Below are 19,535 nucleotides of genomic sequence, written 5' to 3' on the forward strand. Positions count from 1 at the left end.
CCGGCACAGCTGCCGGACGCTAGAGCGGACCGGCCCGGCAATGAAGGCCCTGGCCCACCCGCCCGGCCAGGCCGACGACCCTGACCGGCGACGGACGAACCAGGCCAGCCAACGAAGCGGCCACGCAGCAGAGCGGACCCACGCGCCAACCACAACCCAAGCCAATCCCGCCAGCCCACCGACCGGCAGTAGACGAGCCACGCCAGCCAACGAAGCCGCCACACAGCAGAGCGGACCTAGCCAGCAACCAAAACCCAGGCCAGTCCCGCCAGCACAAGCCGACGACCCTGACCGGCGACAGACGAACCAGGACCGCCAACGAAGCGGCCACGCAGCAGAGCGGACCCGCGCGCCAACCACAACCCAGGCCAATCCCGCAAGCCCGCCAACCGGCAGTAGACGAGCCACGCCAGCCAACGGAGCTGCCACACAGAGGAGCAGACCTACAGGCCACCCACAACCCAGGCCCGACGCGCCAGCACAAGCCGGCGACCCTGACCGGCTGCGGATGAACCACACCAGCCGACGAAACAGCCCCACAGCAGAGCGGAGCAACGCGGCAACCAAAACCCAGGCCAGTCCCGCCAGCACAAGTCGGCAACCGCGGTCTGGCGCGGAGGAGCCGCAGCCAGCCGACGACCAAGAACAGGGCGGTACTCACCGGAGTGGCCGGCGACCCAGGCACCCCCGCCGGTAAAGCGGCCAGTCGACGAGCACGACGGCACGGGTCGGCGGCCGACGACAAAAACCCGGGCAGCAGACTGGCCGAGCCGCCGGACGGCGGCCAGGACCCGGCGCCAGGGCGTGGCGAAGCGGTTGGCCGACGCGAGCAGCGCGTCAGCAGAGGTCGGCGGCCGAGAGGCGCGGGAGGTGGGCCAGGGCGCGGCGAAGCGGTTGGCCGACGCGAGCAGCGCGTCAGCAGAGGTCGGCGGCCGAGAGGCGTGGGAGGTGGGCCAGGGCGGGATCCGTGGGGTCGGCGACAGCGGCCAGAACCGCGGCCGGCGGCAGGCCGGTGCGGCGGCACAGCGTCACCGCTGCCTCGGGGATGCCGGTGGAGCCGGGGCGGGCGAGGACGGGGACGACGTGGCCGGGCCGGATGAGGTCGGTCCAGTCGGAGCGCGGGGTGGCGAGGACGCGGGCGGTCAGGGCGCGGTCGTGTGCCGAGATGCCCGTGGTGATGCCCGCGGCGGCGTCGACGGAGACGGCGTACGGGGGGCGGTCCGGGTCGTCGGCCAGGAGCAGGGGGATGCGTAGCGCGCGAAGGCGGTCGCGGGGCAGCGCGACGCAGGCGAAGCCGCTGGTGTGGCGGATGAGGAACGCCATCGAGGCCGTCGTGACCGACGCGGCCGGCAGGACGAGGTGGTCGTCGATCAGGACCGGGGCGTCGTGGGCCAGCGGGGTGGGGTGGTGGGCGGTGAGGGTCATGAGAGGAACGCGGTGATCGCCGCGAGCGTGTCGTCCGGGTACTCCAGCAGCATGGCGTGGCCGCCGCGCGGCAGGACCCGCAAGGAGCCCTGCGGGAGCAACGCGGCCATCTCCGCGGATTGCGACACCGGCGTCAGCACGTCTTCGGCGCCGGCGAGAACGAGGGTCGGGGTGGTGGCCGTGGGCAAGAGGGCGCGGGAGTCGTAGCCGCGCAGGCCCGCGGCCTGCGCTTCGAAACCCGCCAGCGACGTGGGGTACGGGTCCGAGGCGGCGAGTTTCGCTTGTTCCACCAGGGTTTCGTGGTCGGTCAGCACGCGGGGGGTGAAGACCCACGCCATGCCGCTCACGCCGACGGCCAGCGGGTCCGCGTCCGCGCGGCGCAGGGCCAGGCCGGCGTCCAGCCAGGCGTCCTGGATGGGCGTGTACGAAGGGAAACCGTTGAGCAGCACGGCTTTCGTCACCAGCGAGCCGTGCCGGACGAGCATGGACTGGAGCACCGACGCGCCCAGCGACCAGCCCACGGCGGCGACCGGGCCCAGGCCCAGCGACGTCACCAAGGCCGCCGCGTCGTCGCCCAGGAGATCGACCGGGTACGGGCCCGGCGGCACCGAGCTGCGCCCGACGCCGCGGTTGTCGAAGGTGATCACGGTGAAGCGGGAGCTCAGCACGGGCACCGCGCCGGCCCACGCGGCCGAGTTCGCGCCCAGACCGGCGATGAGCAGCAGCGGCGGGCCCTCGCCGGCGGTCTCGTAGTGCAGGGACACGCCGTTCACGGTTGCTGTGGCCAACGCGGGCTCCTTCCGCCGAAACGCAGGACCACTCTCGGCGAACCGGCCGCGCACCGACAACGGGAAGCCGCACACCACCGGCGCGAAAACCATGGACGGATCCACACGCACTGCGCCATCCAGCGGCTTTTGGTCGACTCGGCCGGACATCTGTGGTCAAGATGTCAACAGGCACCGAGGAGACGAGATGGACACCAACGGCGGTGTGACCACCACGGAACGGGACCTGGCCAGGCTGCTGCACCTGCTCGCCGACGAGACGGGCGCGACGGGCGAGTTCGACCGGCTCGGCGAGGATCTGGCCGGCGAGGGTGACGGCGAGCTCGTCGCCCTCACGCTGACCAGGGCGGCGCGCATCCGCGGCCTCCTGGCCGACCGCAAGCGCCGCGAGCGCGAGATGCAGGCGCTCCTGGACACGGCCAGTGACCTCGCTTCGGTTCGCGAGGTCGACGCGGCGCTCGACGCGATCGTCGCCCGCGTGCGGCGGCTGCTCGGCACGGACGCGGCGTACATGGCGCTGGTCGACGCCGGCACTGGCGACGCGTACATGCGCGTCACGCTCGGCACGATCACCCGGCCCATCGAGTCGCTGCGCCAGCCGCCCGGCTACGGCGTGGGCGGCTGGGTGGCCCAGACCGGCCGGCCGTTCGCCACCGCCAACTACCTGCGCGACGAGCGGATCCGGCGCAAGCACTCCGTCGCCTCCGCCGTGGCGGAGGACGGGATCGTGAGCATCCTCGGCGTGCCGATGCGGGTCGGCGACGAGGTGATCGGCGTGTTGTTCGGCGCGAACCGCGACGAGCGAACATTCGCACAATCCGAGATCGATCTCCTCGGCTCGCTGGCCGATCACGCGGCGGTCGTGTTGGAAAACGCACGGCTGTTCGCCGCCACCAAGGCGACGGCCGAGGAGCTGTTCGCTGCCAACGACCAGCTCGCCCGGCACAACAAGGCGCTCGAACAAGCCGCGACCGCCCACGAACAGCTCATGGCCATGGTCCTGCGCCGCGCCGACCTGGCCGAGCTCGTCGAGGCCGTCGCGGAAACCCTCGACGGCGCCGTGCTCGCCGTCGAACCCGACGGCACTCCCCTCGCCCAAGCCGGTCCACCCGAGCTGCGCGACCGGCTCCCCGCGAACCCACCGGACGAACCCGGACCCGGCCGCGCCCGCGACCTCGGCCCCGCGTGGACCGTCCCCGTCCGCGCCGGCGCCGAAACCTTCGGCCACCTGCTCTTCGCCGGCCGCGCCGAACCGCTCGACACCGACAAGCGCATTCTCGAACGCGCCGCGCAGACCGCTGCGCTCGTGGTGTTGGTCGAACGCCAGACGTCCGCGGCCGAACAACAAGTGCGCGGCCAGCTCGTGGACGAGTTGCTCGCCGAACGCGAACCCGACTGGGCCGCCCTGCGCCGCCGCGCGAAGGTCTCCGGGGTCATCGACTTCGCCGCCCGCCAGACCGTCCTCGTCGTCTCGGCGACGGGCACCACCCGCCGGCGGCTGCTGCGCGCGGCCGCCGACTACGTGCGCGCCCACGCCGGCGTCGCGACCGAACACGGCGGCCACGTCGTGCTCCTGCTCCCCTGCGCCGACGCGACCGCCGCCGTCCGCGAAGCGCGCCGCCACCTCGAACGCGCCACCGGCGGCACCGTCACCGCGGGCGTCGCGGGTCCCGCCGCGACGGCCCCCGTGGTGCGGAAACTCCACCGCGAAGCCGAACGCTGCCACCGCCTGCTCGTCGCGCTCGGCCGCGCCGGCACGGCCGCCAGCCTGGAGGATCTCGGCGTGCTCGGCCTCGTGCTCGACGGCGCCTCCCGCGACCACGTGAAGACGCTCGTCGAAACCGCCGCCGGCCCGATCCTCGACTACGACCGCGAACACGGTTCCCCGCTCGCCGAAACCCTCGACGGCTACTTCGCCGCCGGCGAGAACCCGCGCGCGGCCGCGCGCCTGCTGCAGGTCCACGCCAACACCGTCTACCAGCGCCTCGACCGCGTCGACCAGGTGCTCGGCCACCGCCGCTGGCGCGAGCCGGCCGGGGCGCTGACGCTGCGCATCGCGCTGCAGCTGCGCCGCGTGCTCGACCAGATCCCGGTGGCGTCGTGACCGCCGAGATCCTGCGTCCCTCCACAGTGGACACACCCGTCGAAGTCCTCGCCTACCTCACGTTCCTGCTCGCCGAAGAAGCCCCCGAAGCCGACTTCGACGCCGTCGAAACGAGCCTGCACACCCTCCCCGAAGGCGACCGGAAAACGCTCCTGCGCCGGGCCGTCCGGGACGCCCGCACCGTCCGCGGCATCCTCGCCCGCCGCGCGCAGCGCGAACGCGAAACCCAAGCCCTGTACGAAACCGCGCGCGATCTGACCTCACTGAGGGACGTCGACGACGTGCTCAGCGCCATCGTCGACCGCGTCCGCCGCCTGCTCGCCACCGACTCCACCTACATCGCCCTGATCGACGACGACACCGGCGACGCGTACATGCGCGTCACCGCCGGCACGGTGACCGAACCCATCCGCTCGGTGCGCCAGCGGCCCGGCTCCGGCGTCGGCGGCCGCGTGATCGCGACCGGCCGTCCGTTCGCCACCACCAATTACCTCGCCGACCCGCGCATCCACCGCGAAACGCAGGTCGCGAGCGCCGTCGGGGAGGACGGCGTGGTCAGCATCGCGGGCGTGCCGATGAAACTCGGTTCCCGCGTGATCGGCGCGCTGTTCGCCGCCGACCGCCACGAGCGCACCTTCGACCAGCACGACATCGCGCTGCTGACCTCGCTCGCGCACCACGCGTCCGTGGTGATCGACAACGCCCGGCTGTTCGGCCAGGTCGGCAGCACGACCGAAGAGCTGCGCGAAGCCCACGCCCAGCTGTCCGCGCAGCGCCACGCGCTCGAACTCGCCGCCACCGCCCACGAACTGCTCATGCCGCTCGCCCTCGCGGGCGCCGACCTCGGCGAGGTGGCCGACACGATGGCGCGGCTGCTCGACGGCACCGTCGCCCTCGAGACCGGCACCGACCGCGTCGCGGCCACCGCGCCCGGCGGCATCCCGGTCGAGGCCGTGTTCCGCGGCGGCACCGTCGTCCCCCTGCGCGCCGGCGGCGAAACGCACGGGCGGCTGTACTTCGGCCGCGCCGAGCCGCTCACCGAAACGGAACTCGGCACGCTCGAACGCGCCGCGCAGACCGCGACGCTGCTGGTGCTGCTCGAACGCCAGACCGCGACCGTCGAGCAGGACCTGCGCCACGAACTCGTCGAAGACCTGCTCGGCGACCGCGAACCCGACTGGGCCTCACTGCGGCGGCGCGCGGACCGCTTCACCATCCTCACGCCCGGCGAACCCCACGTCGCCGTGGTCGTTTCCGGCGACGCCCCGGACCTCGCCGCGACGGCGGAATGCACGGCCACCGCGCGCTCCGGCCTCGCGAGCGAAGTCGACGGGCACGTCGTGCTGCTCCTGCCCGGCTGCGACGCCGGCGCCACCGCGCGCGCGGTCGCGGCGGACCTCACCGCGAAGACGAACACCTCGGTCACCGCGGGCGCGGCCGGGCCCGCGCACGATCTCGAACGCCTGCGCGCCACGCACCGCGAAGCCGTTCGCTGCCACCGCCTCCTGCTCGCCCTCGGCCGCGCCGGTGACGGGATGGGCCTCGACGAGCTCGGAGTGGTCGGCGTGGTGCTGGAGCACGCCGGGCCCGAACAGCTGCACCGGGTGGTCCGCCGCGCGCTCGGGCCGCTGCTCGACTACGACGCCGAGCACCGCTCGGCCCTGCTGGCCACCGTCGAGTGCTACTTCGACCGCGGCCAGAGCCCACCCGCCGCCGCCCGCGCGCTCGGCATCCACGTCAACACGCTCTACCAGCGCCTCGACCGCATCGACCGCGTGCTCGACGGCGCCGGCTGGCGCGAACCCGAGCACACGCTCGACCTCCAGGTCGCCCTGCAGCTCTACCGGCTCATGCCGGCGTCTCCCGCGCCCGCTCGCGCAACACGAACTTCTGCACCTTCCCCGTCGACGTCTTCGGCAGCTCACCGAACACCACCGACTTAGGCGCCTTACTGTGCCGATTGTCACCAATCCGACCACAGTCACGGCGGAAACCGTTAGCACACGCGGATAGCCGCCGGTTGGTGTCCGCCTACTTTTGGCCGGATTGGTAACCGCGCCAGCCGCGACCGCACGTGCTCGACGATCTCCTCCTCCGTGGCGGACGCGCCCGCGTGCAGGGTCACGCACGCGGCCGGCACCTCACCCCAGTGCTCGTGCGGCGCCGCGACCACGGCCACCTCCAGCAGCGCCGGGTGGTCGGCGATGGCCTGCTCCACCTCGACGGACGCGATGTTCTCGCCGCCCGAGATGAGCACGTCCTTGCTTGCGGTCGCGCAGTTCCACGTAGCCGTCGGGGTGCAGCACGCCCAGGTCGCCGGTGCGGAACCAGCCGTCGGGTGCCGCTTCGCGCGTCGCCGCGGGGTCTTTGAAGTAGCCGAGCATCACGTTGTTGCCGCGCAACACGATCTCGCCGACCGTCGCGCCGTCGGCGGGCACGTCGGCACCATCCTCGCCGACCACCCGCACCACGCACGCGATCATGTTCCCGACGCCTTACGGCGGCGCTCCGCCGGTCGCGACACGCACCGTCGGCGTGACGGGCGCGGCTTCCGGTGCGTACGCGAGCATCGACAGCACGGTCGGCGCGCGCCGTTCAGGTGCGTCATGCCCTCCTCTCGGATCAGCCGCCACACCTCGGCCGGGTCCACTTTGGGCAGACACACGTGCGTCGCCGCCGCGGCGGTCACCGCCCACGGGAAACAGCAGCCGTTGCAGTGGAACATCGGGAGCGTCCACAGGTGCCACACCGAAGTTCGCCTCCAGCAGCACGTGCGGGTTCGGCGCCAGCACCGCGACCGGCCGCCCCTCGGCCAACGGCGCCAGCGCACCGGCCAGCCGGTGGCACCGGTCGTGCAGCTCCGCATACGTCCAGCGCGAGGCGCCGTCGACCACGGCGATCCGCGACCCGTGCGCCGCGGCCGCCCGGTCCAGAAAGGACAGTGGCGTCAGCGGTTCGAACGACAGCGCGTCCATCACGCGACCCGGGCCCCGGCGACGAGGCTCCCGAACCGCACCACCTCGTCGGCCACCAGGTGCAGCTGCTGCGTGACCCGCGGCTGGTCGCACACCCCGTCGGCGAACCGCGCTTCCAGGGAGTTCACCACCGCGCCGTACGGCGTCGCCCAGCCGCGCAGCGCGTGGACGACCGACCGCAACGCGCCCAGCGTCGTCACCCCCGCCTGCCAGCCGTGGGCCGCCACGACGAGCCCCACGGCGCGGTCGGCGAGGTAGGACAACGCGTCCTCCCGCATGTCCTCCACGTAGTCCAGGGCGTTCTTCACCAGGCCCGACATCGACCCGTGGTAGCCGGGCGAGGCGATGATCACGCCGTCGGCCCGGCGCAGGTGCTCCACGAGCTCGCGCGCGACCCCACCGCCGTCGCCGCCCGGCGCGTACATCGGCAGCCGGGCCAGCTCCGCGCCGGCGAACGCCCGCGTGCTCGCCCCCAGCTCTTCCGCGTGGCGCAGCGCCACTCTCAGCGCCTGTTCACTCGACGACCCGGGACGCACGGTTCCCCCGAGCCCCACGACGTGCAGCTGTTTCACGACCCACCACCCGTCATCCGCTGTCTTGGCCCTGCCCATCGTCAGCGGGAGCACCGCGCACCGGCAATGGGAATCCGCACATGCCGGGGGGCGGCAAGGCGCACGAACTTCCGTTGTCGCGCGCGCGTGTCGGCGGTCACAGTCGAGCGCATGGTTTTGGCATTGGAGAACAAGATCGCCGTCGTCACCGGCGGCGCGAGCGGCATCGGGCGGGCCACCGCGGTGCGCTTCGCACGGGAAGGCGCCCACGTGGTGCTCGGCGACGTGCAGGACGCGGGCGAAACCGTCCGGCTGGTCGAGGAAACGGGCCGCAAGGCGACGTTCGTGCACACCGACACCACGAGCGAAGCCGACTGCGACGCGCTGGTCGCCGCGGCCGTGAGCGAGTTCGGCCGGGTCGACGTCGGTGTCGCGGCCGCCGGGATCGCCACGGCGGCGGGGATGAGCAACGCCGAAGCACGCGCGGACGGCGGCGACGCGACGCACCTGGTGAACCTGCCGACGGACGCGTTCCGGCGCGTGCTGGACGTCAACGTCCTCGGCGTGATGATGACCGACCGCGCGCTCGCGCGGCAGATGCTGGCGCAGGGCGACGGTGGTTCGATCGTCAACATCGCGTCCAGCGCGGCGAAGATCCCGCTGGCCGGCGCGGCGCCGTACTGCACGTCGAAGGCCGGCGTGTGGATGCTCACCAAGGTCCTCGGCCTCGAGCTCGCCACCACCGGCGTGCGCGTGAACGCCGTCGGCCCCGGCTACACGGCGACGCCGATGATCGCCGGCCTCGAAGACAACGTGGCGGCCTACAGCTCGGCCATGAGCATCACGCCCATGAACCGCCTCGGCACCCCCGAAGAGCAGGCGAACGCGGTGCTGTGGCTCGCGTCCGACGAGTCCTCGTTCGTCACCGGCCAGATGCTGCACCCGGCGGGCGGCCAGTTCACCGACTGAAGGATGGAGGAGGTACCCGCATGACAACGCTGGACATCGCCAACATCGGGCGGTTCGAGGTCGACCTCTGGGAGGACGGCACCGGATCGCCGCTGCTCTACCTGCACGGGTACGAGCGCCACCCCGGCGGAGCCGGGTTCCTGAAGCGCCTCGCCGAAGTCCGCCGTGTGCTCGCGCCCGAGCTGCCGGGCTGGGGGACCTCGACCGGGTTCGAGCACTTCAGCGACGTGCTCGACGTGACGCTGTTCCACCGCGAGCTGGTCCGGTCGTGGGGTCTGGACCAGGTCGACGTCGTCGGGCACTCGCTCGGCGGGATGTTCGCCGCCGAACTGGCCGCGGTCGCGCCGCAGCTCGTGCGGCGGCTCGTGCTCGTGGACCCGTTCGGGCTGTGGCTCGACGACCAGCCGGCACTCGACCCGTTCGGCGCCGCCGCCGAGGTCAAGGCGGCCAAGTGGCACGCCGGGCCGCCGGAGCAGGAGCCGACGAACTTCGTGCCGGACCCCGAAGACCCGCACGGGGCCATCCTGTTCTCCGCCCGCAACCTCGGCTCGGCCACGAAGTTCATGTGGCCGATCGCCGACCGCGGCCTGCGGCGCCGGCTGCCGCTGGTCTCCGCGCCGACGCTGGTCGTCAACGGCGCGTCCGACGGGCTCGTGCCCACCGCGTACGCCGAGGAGTTCGCGCGGCTCGTGCCCGACGCGAAGGTCACCGTGATCGACGAGGCCGGCCACTACCCGATGGTCGAGCGGGAGGACGAGTTCGTGTCCGTGGTCACCGCTTTCCTGGATTCCTGAGTCTCCTGAGAGGACACCGCAGATGGGCAGGGTAGACGGCAAGATCGCGCTGGTCACCGGGAGCGCGGCGGGCATCGGCCGCGAGACCGCGTACACGCTGGCGCGCGAGGGCGCGACCGTGGTGGTCGCCGACATCAACGAGGCCGGCGCGAAGCAGGTGGCGGGCGAGCTCGGCGGCGACGCGAGCGCCGTGCGCTACGACGCGACCGACCAGCAGTCCATTCAGGACCTGGTGGCCGCGGTGATCGACCGGTACGGGCGCGTGGACGTCATCCACAACAACGCCGCGCTCGTCGGGCCCGACGCGTGGTTCGGCGACACCACCGTGGTCGACACCGACCTCGCGCTGTGGGACCGGGCGTTCGCGACGAACGTGCGGAGCATCTTCTTGACGTGCAAGTACGCGCTGCCGCACATGGTCGAGGCCGGCCGCGGCGGCTCGATCGTCAACATGGCGTCGGTCGGCGGCCTGCGCGGCAGCGCGGGGCTCACGGCGTACGGCAGCACGAAGGCCGCCGTGATCGGGCTGACGCGTTACCTCGCCGCCCAGCACGGGCGGCAGGGCATCCGCTGCAACGCGATCGCGCCCGGCGTGATCCAGACGCAGCAGCTGCTCGACGCCGTGCCCGACCTCCCGGCCAAATCGCTCGAGACCACGGCTTCGCCGCGCGCCGGGCTGCCGTCGGACATCGCCAACATGGTGCTGTTCCTGGCTTCCGACGAGTCCGCGTTCGTCAACGGCGAGACGTACCGCGTCGACGGCGGCGCCATGGCGGCCGGCTGAAACCCCGACTTCGAAAGGCAGGTTCCCGTGAAGTTCCACTGGTTCGCCCAGCAGTACTACACGAAGCTCCCCGAGGACTACGGCTCCACCGTGCACAGCTCGTGGGTCACGCCGCCGGCGTCGGTGGCCGAACCCGGCCAGGTCCACGACGACTACCACCTCTACCTGCGGCTCATGCAGCAGGCCGACCGGCTCGGCTGGGATTCGCTGCTGCTCAACGAGCACCACCAGACCTCACTCGCGATGACCCCCTCGCCCAACCTGATCGCCGCCATCCTGGCCGGCACCACGGAGAACTCGGCGATCGCGCTGTGCGGCAACTCGCTGGCGCTGTACAACCCGCCGGTGCGCGTGGCCGAGGAGATCGCGATGCTCGACTGCCTCTCGGGCGGGCGCATCATCGCCGGCATGGTCTTCGGCACCCCGATGGACACCGGCTTCTCCTACGGTGTGCCGCCCATCGAACTGCGCGACCGCTTCCACGAGGCCCGCGATCTCATCACGCGGGCGTGGCGCGCCGAGGAACCGTTCACCTTCAACGGGAAGTACACGAAGCTGCGGTACGTGAACACGTGGCCGCGGCCGGTGCAGGACGACATCCCCGTGTGGATCCCGGGCAGCGGCAGCGTCGAGACGTGGGACGTGGTCAACGCCTTCAACTACTGCTACGGCTACCTGTCCTTCTCCGGCAAGCAGAGCGCCGAGCCGATCGTGAAGGGGTTCTGGGACTACACCGAGCAACAGGGCGCCGACACGAACCCGAACCGCATGGCGTTCACGCAGATCATCTGCTGCGCGGATTCCGACACCGAGGCGGAACGGCTCTACGGCGACGCTGTGAAGTACTTCTACCGGCAGAACCCGACGGCGCTGGAGTTCGCGACGCCGCCGGGGTACAACTCCCTGCCCTCGCTCAAGGCCAACCTCACGCGGGCGCGCACGATGTCCAACGAGGAACGGATGAAGGCGCAGACCGGGGAGCTGTCCTTCTGGGAGTACGACGAACTCGGCTACATCATCGCGGGCACGCCAGAACGCGTCGAGCAGCGCGTGCGCGAACTGGTGACGGATCTGCGGATCGGCCAGCTCATCACGTGCATGCACGTGGGCAACCTGTCCGAAGAGGTCGCGGCGATGAACAACGACCTGTTCGGCACGCGGGTGATCCCGAAGCTGCGCGACATCTGGGCCGGCCTCGACGACCACTGGACGCCGAAGGTCACCCAGCAGCGGATCGCGGAGCGCTTCCCCGCCGCGGTGCGCACGGCCTGAACACCTACGAGGGGCGTCCCTTCGCGGGGACGCCCCTCCTCAGTGGACGGTGCTCAGGACACCGGATCGGTGGTCCGGGCCGGCAGCGTCGGTTCGAGCTTGCCCGCCACCGCCTGGTGCACCCGCACCTCCTTCGACAGCAGCACCGGGATGATCGACACGGCGAACAGGATCGCCCCGACCAGCCAGATCGTGTCCAGCTGGCCGCGGCCGGCCACCGACGTGTCGATCCACTTCCCGCTCTGGTCGGTGATCACCCAGCCGACCGCGACCTGCATGGCCGCCGACGCGCCGTTGAGCGTGCCGGTGACCTCGGGCCGGGAGATGCCGGCCCAGTAGCTGTTGACCGTGCCCCAGAACATCGGATCGCACAGGAAGGCGAAGGCGCCGATGAAGAAGCCCCACAGCACCCACGTCGAATCGTGCAACAGCACGCCCATCAGGAACCCGACGGCCCCGCACGCCGGGCCGAGGATCAGCCACGGCCTCGTGCGGCCGCCGAAGAACCGGGACACGAGCGTGCCGTTCACGAGTCCGAAGAGGACCGGGATGACCGCGATGAGCGGGCTGACCCAGGCCACGGTGTCGGGGTTGACCTTGTCGAGGGTGATGAGCCCGTAGGGCAGCCACGGTCCCGAAAGCCACGTCGGGGTGGTCGCCAGCGCGGTCGCGATGATCATCGTGAGGATGCTGCGGTTCTTCAGCGCCCGCAGCAGTTCGCGGAAGCTCAGCTTCTCGCGGACCTCGACCCCGCGGTGCTCGGCCTGGATGCCGGCGACCTCCTGAGGGGTGATCCCGCGCAGCTTCTCGGGTTTGTTGGCCGTGAACAGCACGAGCATCACCAAGGCCGGCACACCCAGCGCCGCCACGACGATGAACGCGTCCCGCCAGGACAGGTGGTTCGCCAGCGGCAGCGCGATCGCCGGCGCGAGCACGCCCGCGATGAGCGTGGAGCTCATCCACGTCGACGTCGCCCTGGCGCCGAGCGCGCCCGGGAACCACACGGAGAGGAGCCGTTGTGACGGAGCCCAGGAGAACCCGAAGAACACGCCGAAGATCAGGTTCCGCCACCACATCTCGTTGTAGGTGTGGACGAACGCCATCGTCGCCGAGAGCACCGTGACGCCGGAGATGCAGATGATCAGCATCTGCTTGGCGCCGAGGCGGTCGGCGAGGATCCCGGCGAGCAGGAGCAGGGGGAAGTACCCCAGCAGGTAGCTCGCCGTCACGCTCGAGATCTGGCTCGGGGACAGGTGCAGGTCGGTGGACCAGAACGGGTTGAGCAGGCTGAACTTCGCGCTGTCCAGCCAGACCACGAAGTTGACGATCAGGATGCTCGCGAGCATGAGCCCGCGCCTTCCGGTGAACAGTTTCGCGCGGGGAACCGGTGCGGGGAACGACATGACAGACCCTCCGGACACAGGGGTGCGGATGCAGGTGGTGGTTAGGGAGGCGGAAGAGGTGCCTCAGCCGAAAAGATCCCGACCGACTAGTCGGTTCGAGACAGCTTGCGCTCGGCTTCGTGGTGTGTCAAGCGCCACTGGGAAACTTCTCGAACTCGCCGTTATCGGGTGGAAGTCGTTGCTTTCCAAGGGTTATCGCAGCGAGCACAGCTGTCACCCAGGCGGCGCAACGCTCGCTACTCAACGGTCGGTTTTCTGGTGCTACGGTTTTCGCCGTGCCCACAAAGGACCCTCACCGACGCCGCCTGACGCTCACCGAGCGCCGCCAGGAGATCGTGACGACCGCGGCCGAGCTGTTCGACCGCAGCGGCTACGCCAACGCCACGGTGGACGACCTCGCCCAGGCCGTCGGGATCGCGAAACCCACGCTGTACCACTACTTCGGCAGCAAGGAGGAGATCCTCGCGTCGATCCACGAGGAGTTCATCGACCTGCTGCTCGGCCGGCACCGGCGGCGTCAGCAGGCGCAGTTGCCGCCGGAGCAGCAGCTGCTGGAGGTGATGACCGACGTCCTCGAGCTCATGGAAACGCACCGCGGGCACGTGCGCGTGTTCTTCGAGCACCACCGCGAACTGCCCGCCGCCGAGCGCGACAGCATCCGGCACAAGCGCGACGAGTACGAAGCGCAGGTGGCCGAGCTGATCGAGCGGGGATCGGCCGACGGCTCGTTCCGCGCGGTCGACCCGCGGCTCGGCGCACTGGCCGTGTTCGGCATGTGCAACTGGGCCTACCAGTGGTACCGCAGCGACGGTTCGCTCGAGCCGCGCCAGATCGCGTACCAGTTCTGGGACATGTTCCTCAGGGGCATCAAGAGTTCCACTTAGGACACAAGGAGGCATCTCGTGCGAGTGGTCACGTGGCAGGCGATCGAAACCCTTTCCATCGACGAAGTGGCGGCACCGGGGTGCGGACCGTCCGATGTGGTCGTGTCCGTCGGGGCGTGCGGCATCTGCGGTTCGGATGTGCACTCCTACACCGAGGGCGCGTGGATCGCACCCGGGGTGCCGCTGGGCCACGAGTACGCCGGGACGGTGACCGCGGCGGGTGCGCGGGTGTCCGGGGTGTCGGTGGGCGACCGCGTCGCGGTGAACCCGGCGGCGCCGTGCGGTTCGTGTCCGCGGTGCGCCGAGGGCCGGCACAACCTGTGTTCGGCCGGGTCCGGCCATTCGGGTGGTTTCGGTGACCAGGTGGTGGTCCGCGACGCCGTCGTCGGGCAGCACCTGTTCGTGCTGCCGGCCGATTTTCCGTTGGAGGAGGCGGCTTTCCTGGAGCCGCTGTCGGTGGCGGTGCGGGCGGTCGAGCACGCCGAGCCGCCCCTCGACGAGCCGATCGTGGTCTTCGGCCTCGGGACGATCGGCCAGTGCGTGGTCCAGGTGCTGCTCGCGCGGGGCGCGCGGGACGTGATCGTGGTGGACACCTCGCCCCGCCGCCTGGCCGCGGCGCTGGCGGCCGGCGCGCACGAAGGCCTGAACCCGGCCGACTCCGACGTCCGCGCCTCACTCTTCGCCTCGCGGGGCACCACGGCCTCGCCCTACCAGCCCTCGTCGGGTGCGGTGGGCGCCGTCTTCGAGTGCTCCGGCGCCGCACCCGTGCTGCCGCTGGCGTTCTCGCTGGCCCGCGCCGCGGCGCCGATCTCCGCGATCGCCCTCGCGGCCCACCCGTTGTCGCTGCCGGTCGACGACCTGGTGCAGAAGGAACTCCGCCTGCTCGGCAGCTTCGCCTACACCGCCCGCGACTGCCAGGAGGCCTTCGACCTGCTCGTTTCGCGCCGAGTGGACGTCCGGCCCCTGATCTCGCACCGCTTCGCCCTGGCCGACATCAAGGCGGCCTTCGAAGCCCAGCGCGACCCGGCGACGTCGATCAAGGTGGTGGTGTCCCCGTAGCCGTCGGCGCACCACCGTGCTGGCGGGTCCAGCACGGTGGTGCCCGGTCAGACCACGACGACGCCGACCACGTCACGGGAGAGCCCATCGACACCACCGCGCAACCGGCCGGACGCCTGTCGAAGCACCGCTCCGGCCCGTGCTGTCCGGCCTGGTGCTCGGCACGCTGCTCGCGACGCTGGACCCGACGAACTGCACGACCAGAGCCTGCAAGCCCGGGCGACCACGGCGTAGCTGATCACCTCGACGCTCTCGACTCCGTTGTACGGCAAGCTCTCCGACGCACCCGTGCGCCAGGTCCAGCACGTGGCTGACCACGTCCAGCGCCATGAGCGCCAGCGGCACGTTGACCAGGAACACCCAGCGCCAGCCCGTGGTGCTCGCACCGACCGCACCCCGGCGAGGAACCCGTCGACGGAACGCAGCCAGTTCGTACATCGAGTCCGCCATCCCGCTCGCGAGCGAACCGGCGAGGAAGATCGAGATCACGGCGAGGTACATCGGCTTGCGCCCGGCCAGGCGCCCGCAGCGGCCGGAGGGCAGATGCCGCCGCTGACGTTCGGGATCATGGTCGCCGGCACCGTGAGCGGCTGGGTGATCACCCGGACCGGGCGCTACAAGCCGTTCGCCGTCGCCGGGCTGGGCCTGATGACGGCGGCGACGTTCGCGCTGGCGGCCATCGGCGTCGGCACGCCGCTCACGGTGATCATGGTGATCGGGCTCGGCTCGTCGATGCAGACGCTCACCCTGGCCGCCGCCAATGACGTCGACGTGCTTCACATCGGCGTCGCGACGTCCGCGTCCACGTTCTCCCGCCAGATCGGCGGCAGGGTCGGTGCGCGGTGTCCCTGTCGATCCTGTTCAGCACGGTCGGCGACCGGATCGCCGCCACCGTGGGCTCGGCTGCCGCGCCGCCCGCCTACCGTGCGGCGCTCGCGCGGCACCCGGCGTTGGCGGCGCACCGGGAGGTGGACGTCAACGACACGTCCTTCCTCACCACCCTCGACCCCGTGCTGGCGCCCGATCCTCGACGGGTTCGCCTCCTCGATGCGCCTGGTGTTCCTCATCGGCGGGATCGTGGTGACGATCAGCTTCGTCCTCGTCTGGTTCCCGCGGGAGAAACCGCTGGCCGAGACGTCGGCGCCGGAGCAGCTGGAGGAAGAAGACGCGGCTGCGCGCCGACCCCAGTCGACGTGATCGACACCACAAGCGACAATGGAGGACGTGACCGCCACCTTGAGCAAGCCCGCGTTGCAGATCGGCCCCTACCAGGTCGATCCGCCGGTCGTGCTCGCGCCGATGGCGGGGATCACGAACGTCGCGTTCCGGCAGCTGTGCCAGGAGTACGGCGCGGGCATCTACGTGTGCGAGATGATCACCGCGCGGGCCGTCGTCGAACGGCACCCCGGGACGATGCACATGATGACCTTCGGCGAGAACGAAAAGCCCAGGTCGATGCAGCTGTACGGCGTGGACCCGAAGACGATGGCCGAGGCCGTGCGCATCATCGTCGGCGAAGGGCTCGCGGACCACATCGACTCGAACTTCGGCTGTCCCGTCGCGAAGGTGACGCGCAAGGGCGGCGGGGCGGCGCTGCCGTTCAAGCGGCGGCTCTTCGCGGACATCGTGCGTGAATCCGCGAAGGCCGCGGCCGAGGCGGGGGTGCCGTTCACGGTCAAGTTCCGCGTGGGTATCGACGACGACCACCGCACGTTCCTCGACGCCGGGCGGATCGCCGAGGCCGAGGGCGCGGCGGCGGTCAGCCTCCACGCGCGCACGGCGGCGCAGCGCTACTCCGGCCAGGCCGACTGGTCGAAGATCGCCGAGCTCAAGCAGGCCGTGACCAGCATCCCGGTGCTGGGCAACGGCGACATCTTCTCCGCCGACGACGCCCTGCGCATGGTCGCCGAGACCGGCTGCGACGGGGTCGTCGTGGGCCGTGGCTGCCTCGGGCGGCCGTGGCTGTTCGGGGAGCTCGAGGCGGCGTTCCAGGGGCGCGAGATCCCGGCCGGTCCGAACCTCGGCGAGGTCGCGCGCGTACTGCGGCGCCACACGGAACTGCTCGTCGAGCACGACGGCCACGACAAGGCCATGCGCGACATCCGCAAGCACATGGCGTGGTACCTGATGGGTTTCCCCGTCGGCTCCGAACTGCGCCGCGGCTTCGCGATGCTGTCCTCCATGGCGCAGCTGGACGACCTCATCGCCCAGCTCGACCACGACGCGCCCTTCCCTGAGGCCGCCACCGGCCCGCGCGGCCGGCAGGGCTCGCCGGGCAAGGTCACGCTGCCCCACGGCTGGCTCGACGACCCCGACGACGACTGCGTCCCCGAAGCCGAGGACATGCATTCGGGCGGCTGATCCGCCCGTTCTCCACCTCGCACGGCCCTGCGCTGCTCGACGCGCTACGTCGAGGGAGACATCGTCAAGCCGCGCTGGATCATCGGCGACGGGGTGGGGCATCGCGGAAGTCAGGCACTGGTGGCCGGACGGTCCCCCGTTGAAGCTGCTGACCGTGGCGCACCGGATCATCGCGGCGGAAGCCCTGACCTGCGGGTTTGGCGGTCGTCCACAAGTCATCCCCAGGTTGTCCACAGGTGGTTGTGGATAAGTGGGGGCTGGTGCGTTGGTTCAGTGCGGCTGCGCGGCCAAGTAGAACTCCTGCGCGGCGAGGGCAGCCCTGGCCTTACAGCCCTCCACGTCGTCTTTGGGTGCCGACCAGTCGCTGATGCCGACTTTGAAATTCGCGTTGCTATCGAGGACGAACAGACCGCACGACCGTCCGGTGGGAGCCAGTTCCCAGGCCGCGCTCTCACCCAGGTGCAGCGCCGGGTCGCGCACGTACGCCCCGTTGAGGCGACGGCGTCGAAGCCCGTGCGTTCCTGCTGCGCGGTGCTCACGTCCACCTCGAGATCGACGCTGAGGCCCGCTCCCGCATCGGAGAAGTGGCACACCCAGCCCCGGCCGATCTTCTGCTCATAACTCTTCGCCGGCAGATCGCCGATCCGGCCCGCGACCTCGTCGCAGTTCGGCAGGGGTGCAGCGCCGTATTTGCCGTCGTCGCTACTTCCGCGCACCGTAGGGCGGGAACGGTTGCTGGAAGGGTGCGTTCACGAGCGCAGGCGTCGTGCTCGAGCGCCAACGGTCCTCCCCTGTGCCGCGATGGGCCACCCCCCAAAGACTGAAAGGCCACCCCGAACCACTCGGGATGGCCTTTCCGCGCAAGCAAAATCAGGCGGCCGCACCGATCACGATCGACTGGACGTGGCCGAAGCCCAGCGCTGCCAGGTCTTTGACGTCCTCGGTCACGACCAGGTGGTCGCCCGTGGCGCCGGGGCCCGTGTACAGCGTGAGGGTGCCCGTGACGAACTGAATGGAGCCGGACGCGGGGATGTTCACGTTGACGACGTCGCCGACGTTGCCGCCGATGCCTTGGGAGCCCTGGGGTTCCGAGAAGTTCTTGCCGGAGTCCAGGATGGCGCTCGCGCCCGCAACCGGCGGGGCGTTGTCGCCGAGGTAAATGGACTGCACGTGGGCGAACTGGGCGCCGAAGGTGGCCGGGATGTCCGCGACGCTGTCGGTGAGGACGGCGGCCTCACCCGTGTTGCAGCCGGCGCCGGTCCACAGGGTCATGGTGCCGTCGAAGTGCTGCAGGGAGCCGGTGTCCGGGATGTTCACCGTGATGCACTGGCCTTCGTCGCCGTTGATGCCCTGGGAGCCCTTCGGTTCCGAGAAGTGGGTGCCCGAGTCGAGGATGCCGCTGGCGCCGGACGAAGCCGGAGCGGCGAGGGCGGTGCCGGCACCGCCGAAGATCGCGCCGGCGAGGGCGCCGAAGGCGGCGAGGGACAGAACAGTCTTGCGCAGCATGGGATTCTCCGAGTGGTGGCTGGCTCCGCGACTCGGTGCCGGACACCCTCGACACGGCGCTCACCCCGGAGCCGGTTCACGGCCCCAATGTGGTCCCGATCACGCCAAAGAAATCCACTGTGGACACGGTTCGGCCCCGCCGTCCGATCGGGCCGGCGGGGCCGCGGTGAGCCTGAAGAGCGTCAGTTCTCGAGCTGCTGCGGCTCGCCCCCCACGGTGATCTTGCGCGGCTGGGCCTTCTCGGCGACCGGGATGCGCAGGGTCAGCACACCGTCGACGTACTCCGCGGCGACGCGGTCGGTGTCGAGGGTGTCCGCGAGCACCAGGCGGCGCGAAACGCTGCCGCGGGAGCGCTCGGAAACCTGCACGCGGGCGTCCTCACCGAAAGCGGCGGCGCGCTCGGCCTTCACGGTCAGCACGTTGCGCTCGACGCTCACGTCGATCGACTCGCGGGCGACACCCGGGAGGTCGAACTGCACGACGTACTCGTCACCGGAGCGGTAGGCGTCCATCGGCATGGTCCGCGGCGAGCTGGTCGGCTGTCCGCGGAAGAACTGCTGGGTCAGGCGGTCGAACTCGGCGAACGGGTCGGTCCGGATCAACATCTTGGTTCCTCCTTCAGGTGGCCTCGATCAGCTCCTCGGCGGCTGACCGGACCTT

Annotated in this window: 19 protein-coding genes and 2 pseudogenes; 10 read left to right on the plus strand and 11 right to left on the minus strand. The window is 71.0% G+C overall.

From position 1 onward, the window contains the following. Positions 1-915: 915 nt before the first annotated feature. Together ACIA77_RS08850 and ACIA77_RS08855 are read right to left on the minus strand one after the other, a co-directional pair. Complete coding sequence (locus ACIA77_RS08850) at positions 916-1,425, minus strand: 3,4-dihydroxy-2-butanone-4-phosphate synthase (protein ID WP_395885212.1); 510 nt, start codon at positions 1,423-1,425, stop codon at positions 916-918. Continuing rightward, positions 1,422-2,213 (minus strand): alpha/beta fold hydrolase, encoded by a 792-nt coding sequence (locus ACIA77_RS08855; RefSeq protein WP_395885213.1) that lies wholly within the window; start codon positions 2,211-2,213, stop codon positions 1,422-1,424. The genes ACIA77_RS08850 and ACIA77_RS08855 overlap by 4 nt, the downstream gene beginning before the upstream one ends. A 187-nt stretch (positions 2,214-2,400) precedes the next feature. Between ACIA77_RS08855 and ACIA77_RS08860 the strand changes: the two genes are divergently transcribed. Together ACIA77_RS08860 and ACIA77_RS08865 are read left to right on the plus strand one after the other, a co-directional pair. Beyond that, a complete protein-coding gene (locus ACIA77_RS08860) occupies positions 2,401-4,317 on the plus strand; it encodes a helix-turn-helix domain-containing protein (RefSeq protein WP_395885214.1) in 1,917 nt (638 codons plus the stop codon). After that, on the plus strand, positions 4,314-6,260 hold the full coding sequence (locus ACIA77_RS08865) for a helix-turn-helix domain-containing protein (protein ID WP_395885215.1): 1,947 nt from the start codon (positions 4,314-4,316) through the stop codon (positions 6,258-6,260). Before ACIA77_RS08860 ends, ACIA77_RS08865 begins: the two co-directional genes overlap by 4 nt. A gap of 53 nt (positions 6,261-6,313) precedes the next feature. On the opposite strand, the gene ACIA77_RS08870 is transcribed toward ACIA77_RS08865, so the two are convergent. The 4 genes and pseudogenes from ACIA77_RS08870 to ACIA77_RS08885 all read right to left on the minus strand — a co-directional run bounded on the left by ACIA77_RS08870 (position 6,314) and on the right by ACIA77_RS08885 (position 7,864). Then, the gene (locus ACIA77_RS08870) at positions 6,314-6,574 is read right to left on the minus strand and encodes a hypothetical protein (protein WP_395885216.1); all 261 of its coding nucleotides are present in this window, start codon (positions 6,572-6,574) and stop codon (positions 6,314-6,316) included. A 222-nt stretch (positions 6,575-6,796) separates the two neighbouring features. Then, entirely contained in the window at positions 6,797-7,183 is a 387-nt protein-coding gene (locus ACIA77_RS08875) for an AMP-binding protein (RefSeq protein WP_395885628.1), read from the minus strand. Further along, positions 7,086-7,292 (minus strand): annotated as a pseudogene (locus ACIA77_RS08880) (AMP-binding protein); the annotation flags it as partial. The gene ACIA77_RS08875 and the pseudogene ACIA77_RS08880, both read right to left, overlap by 98 nt. After that, positions 7,292-7,864, minus strand: a complete 573-nt coding sequence (locus ACIA77_RS08885) for an NADPH-dependent FMN reductase (RefSeq protein WP_395885217.1) — start codon at positions 7,862-7,864, stop codon at positions 7,292-7,294. The gene ACIA77_RS08885 and the pseudogene ACIA77_RS08880, both read right to left, overlap by 1 nt. A 150-nt stretch (positions 7,865-8,014) precedes the next feature. Between ACIA77_RS08885 and ACIA77_RS08890 the strand changes: the two genes are divergently transcribed. The 4 genes from ACIA77_RS08890 to ACIA77_RS08905 are packed head-to-tail and all read left to right on the plus strand — an operon-like array spanning position 8,015 to position 11,662. Beyond that, positions 8,015-8,812 carry an SDR family NAD(P)-dependent oxidoreductase gene (locus tag ACIA77_RS08890; RefSeq protein WP_395885219.1) on the plus strand — a complete coding sequence of 266 codons (798 nt, stop codon included), beginning with the start codon at positions 8,015-8,017 and terminating at the stop codon, positions 8,810-8,812. 20 nt (positions 8,813-8,832) lie between these two features. Then, entirely contained in the window at positions 8,833-9,606 is a 774-nt protein-coding gene (locus ACIA77_RS08895) for an alpha/beta fold hydrolase (RefSeq protein ID WP_395885220.1), read from the plus strand. 22 nt (positions 9,607-9,628) lie between these two features. Then, entirely contained in the window at positions 9,629-10,390 is a 762-nt protein-coding gene (locus ACIA77_RS08900; protein WP_395885221.1) for an SDR family NAD(P)-dependent oxidoreductase, read from the plus strand. A 27-nt stretch (positions 10,391-10,417) separates the two neighbouring features. Then, the gene (locus ACIA77_RS08905) at positions 10,418-11,662 is read left to right on the plus strand and encodes an LLM class flavin-dependent oxidoreductase (protein WP_395885222.1); all 1,245 of its coding nucleotides are present in this window, start codon (positions 10,418-10,420) and stop codon (positions 11,660-11,662) included. Between the two features lie 53 nt (positions 11,663-11,715). Here the strand turns inward: ACIA77_RS08905 and ACIA77_RS08910 are convergent, their stop codons facing one another. Beyond that, positions 11,716-13,008 (minus strand): MFS transporter, encoded by a 1,293-nt coding sequence (locus ACIA77_RS08910; RefSeq protein ID WP_395885223.1) that lies wholly within the window; start codon positions 13,006-13,008, stop codon positions 11,716-11,718. A 332-nt stretch (positions 13,009-13,340) separates the two neighbouring features. Between ACIA77_RS08910 and ACIA77_RS08915 the strand changes: the two genes are divergently transcribed. Further along, positions 13,341-13,949, plus strand: coding sequence for a TetR/AcrR family transcriptional regulator (locus ACIA77_RS08915; protein ID WP_395885224.1), 609 nt, complete (start codon positions 13,341-13,343; stop codon positions 13,947-13,949). A gap of 18 nt (positions 13,950-13,967) precedes the next feature. Then, positions 13,968-15,008, plus strand: coding sequence for a zinc-binding dehydrogenase (locus tag ACIA77_RS08920; protein WP_395885225.1), 1,041 nt, complete (start codon positions 13,968-13,970; stop codon positions 15,006-15,008). Between the two features lie 288 nt (positions 15,009-15,296). Here ACIA77_RS08920 and ACIA77_RS08925 read toward each other — a convergent pair. After that, positions 15,297-15,524 (minus strand): annotated as a pseudogene (locus ACIA77_RS08925) (MFS transporter); the annotation flags it as partial. A gap of 27 nt (positions 15,525-15,551) precedes the next feature. On the opposite strand from ACIA77_RS08925, the gene ACIA77_RS08930 reads away from it, so the two are divergent. Both ACIA77_RS08930 and dusB read left to right on the plus strand, forming a co-directional pair. Then, entirely contained in the window at positions 15,552-16,205 is a 654-nt protein-coding gene (locus ACIA77_RS08930; RefSeq protein ID WP_395885654.1) for a hypothetical protein, read from the plus strand. Positions 16,206-16,223: 18 nt separating this feature from the next. Next, entirely contained in the window at positions 16,224-17,369 is a 1,146-nt protein-coding gene (dusB, locus tag ACIA77_RS08935) for a tRNA dihydrouridine synthase DusB (protein WP_395885226.1), read from the plus strand. Between the two features lie 270 nt (positions 17,370-17,639). Here dusB and ACIA77_RS08940 read toward each other — a convergent pair whose 3' ends face one another. From ACIA77_RS08940 to ACIA77_RS08950, 3 genes are all read right to left on the minus strand, one after another. Beyond that, a complete protein-coding gene (locus tag ACIA77_RS08940) occupies positions 17,640-17,849 on the minus strand; it encodes a hypothetical protein (protein WP_395885227.1) in 210 nt (69 codons plus the stop codon). A gap of 390 nt (positions 17,850-18,239) precedes the next feature. After that, positions 18,240-18,875 (minus strand): hypothetical protein, encoded by a 636-nt coding sequence (locus tag ACIA77_RS08945; protein ID WP_395885228.1) that lies wholly within the window; start codon positions 18,873-18,875, stop codon positions 18,240-18,242. Positions 18,876-19,057: 182 nt separating this feature from the next. After that, the gene (locus ACIA77_RS08950) at positions 19,058-19,480 is read right to left on the minus strand and encodes an Hsp20/alpha crystallin family protein (RefSeq protein WP_395885229.1); all 423 of its coding nucleotides are present in this window, start codon (positions 19,478-19,480) and stop codon (positions 19,058-19,060) included. Positions 19,481-19,535 lie beyond the last annotated feature (55 nt).

Source organism: Amycolatopsis sp. NPDC051903 (assembly GCF_044452505.1).
In the GTDB taxonomy this organism is placed as follows: domain Bacteria; phylum Actinomycetota; class Actinomycetes; order Mycobacteriales; family Pseudonocardiaceae; genus Amycolatopsis.

Coding starts and splice junctions, on each gene's coding strand:
- ACIA77_RS08875 (WP_395885628.1), bottom strand. CDS start 7,183: ATGCGGAGCTGCACGACCGGTGCCACCGGCTGGCCGGTGCGCTGGCGC.
- ACIA77_RS08945 (WP_395885228.1), bottom strand. CDS start 18,875: ATGCTGCGCAAGACTGTTCTGTCCCTCGCCGCCTTCGGCGCCCTCGCC.
- ACIA77_RS08950 (WP_395885229.1), bottom strand. CDS start 19,480: ATGTTGATCCGGACCGACCCGTTCGCCGAGTTCGACCGCCTGACCCAG.
- ACIA77_RS08850 (WP_395885212.1), bottom strand. CDS start 1,425: ATGACCCTCACCGCCCACCACCCCACCCCGCTGGCCCACGACGCCCCG.
- ACIA77_RS08930 (WP_395885654.1), top strand. CDS start 15,552: ATGCCGCCGCTGACGTTCGGGATCATGGTCGCCGGCACCGTGAGCGGC.
- ACIA77_RS08910 (WP_395885223.1), bottom strand. CDS start 13,008: ATGCTCGCGAGCATCCTGATCGTCAACTTCGTGGTCTGGCTGGACAGC.
- ACIA77_RS08860 (WP_395885214.1), top strand. CDS start 2,401: ATGGACACCAACGGCGGTGTGACCACCACGGAACGGGACCTGGCCAGG.
- ACIA77_RS08900 (WP_395885221.1), top strand. CDS start 9,629: ATGGGCAGGGTAGACGGCAAGATCGCGCTGGTCACCGGGAGCGCGGCG.
- ACIA77_RS08890 (WP_395885219.1), top strand. CDS start 8,015: ATGGTTTTGGCATTGGAGAACAAGATCGCCGTCGTCACCGGCGGCGCG.
- ACIA77_RS08895 (WP_395885220.1), top strand. CDS start 8,833: ATGACAACGCTGGACATCGCCAACATCGGGCGGTTCGAGGTCGACCTC.
- dusB (WP_395885226.1), top strand. CDS start 16,224: ATGGAGGACGTGACCGCCACCTTGAGCAAGCCCGCGTTGCAGATCGGC.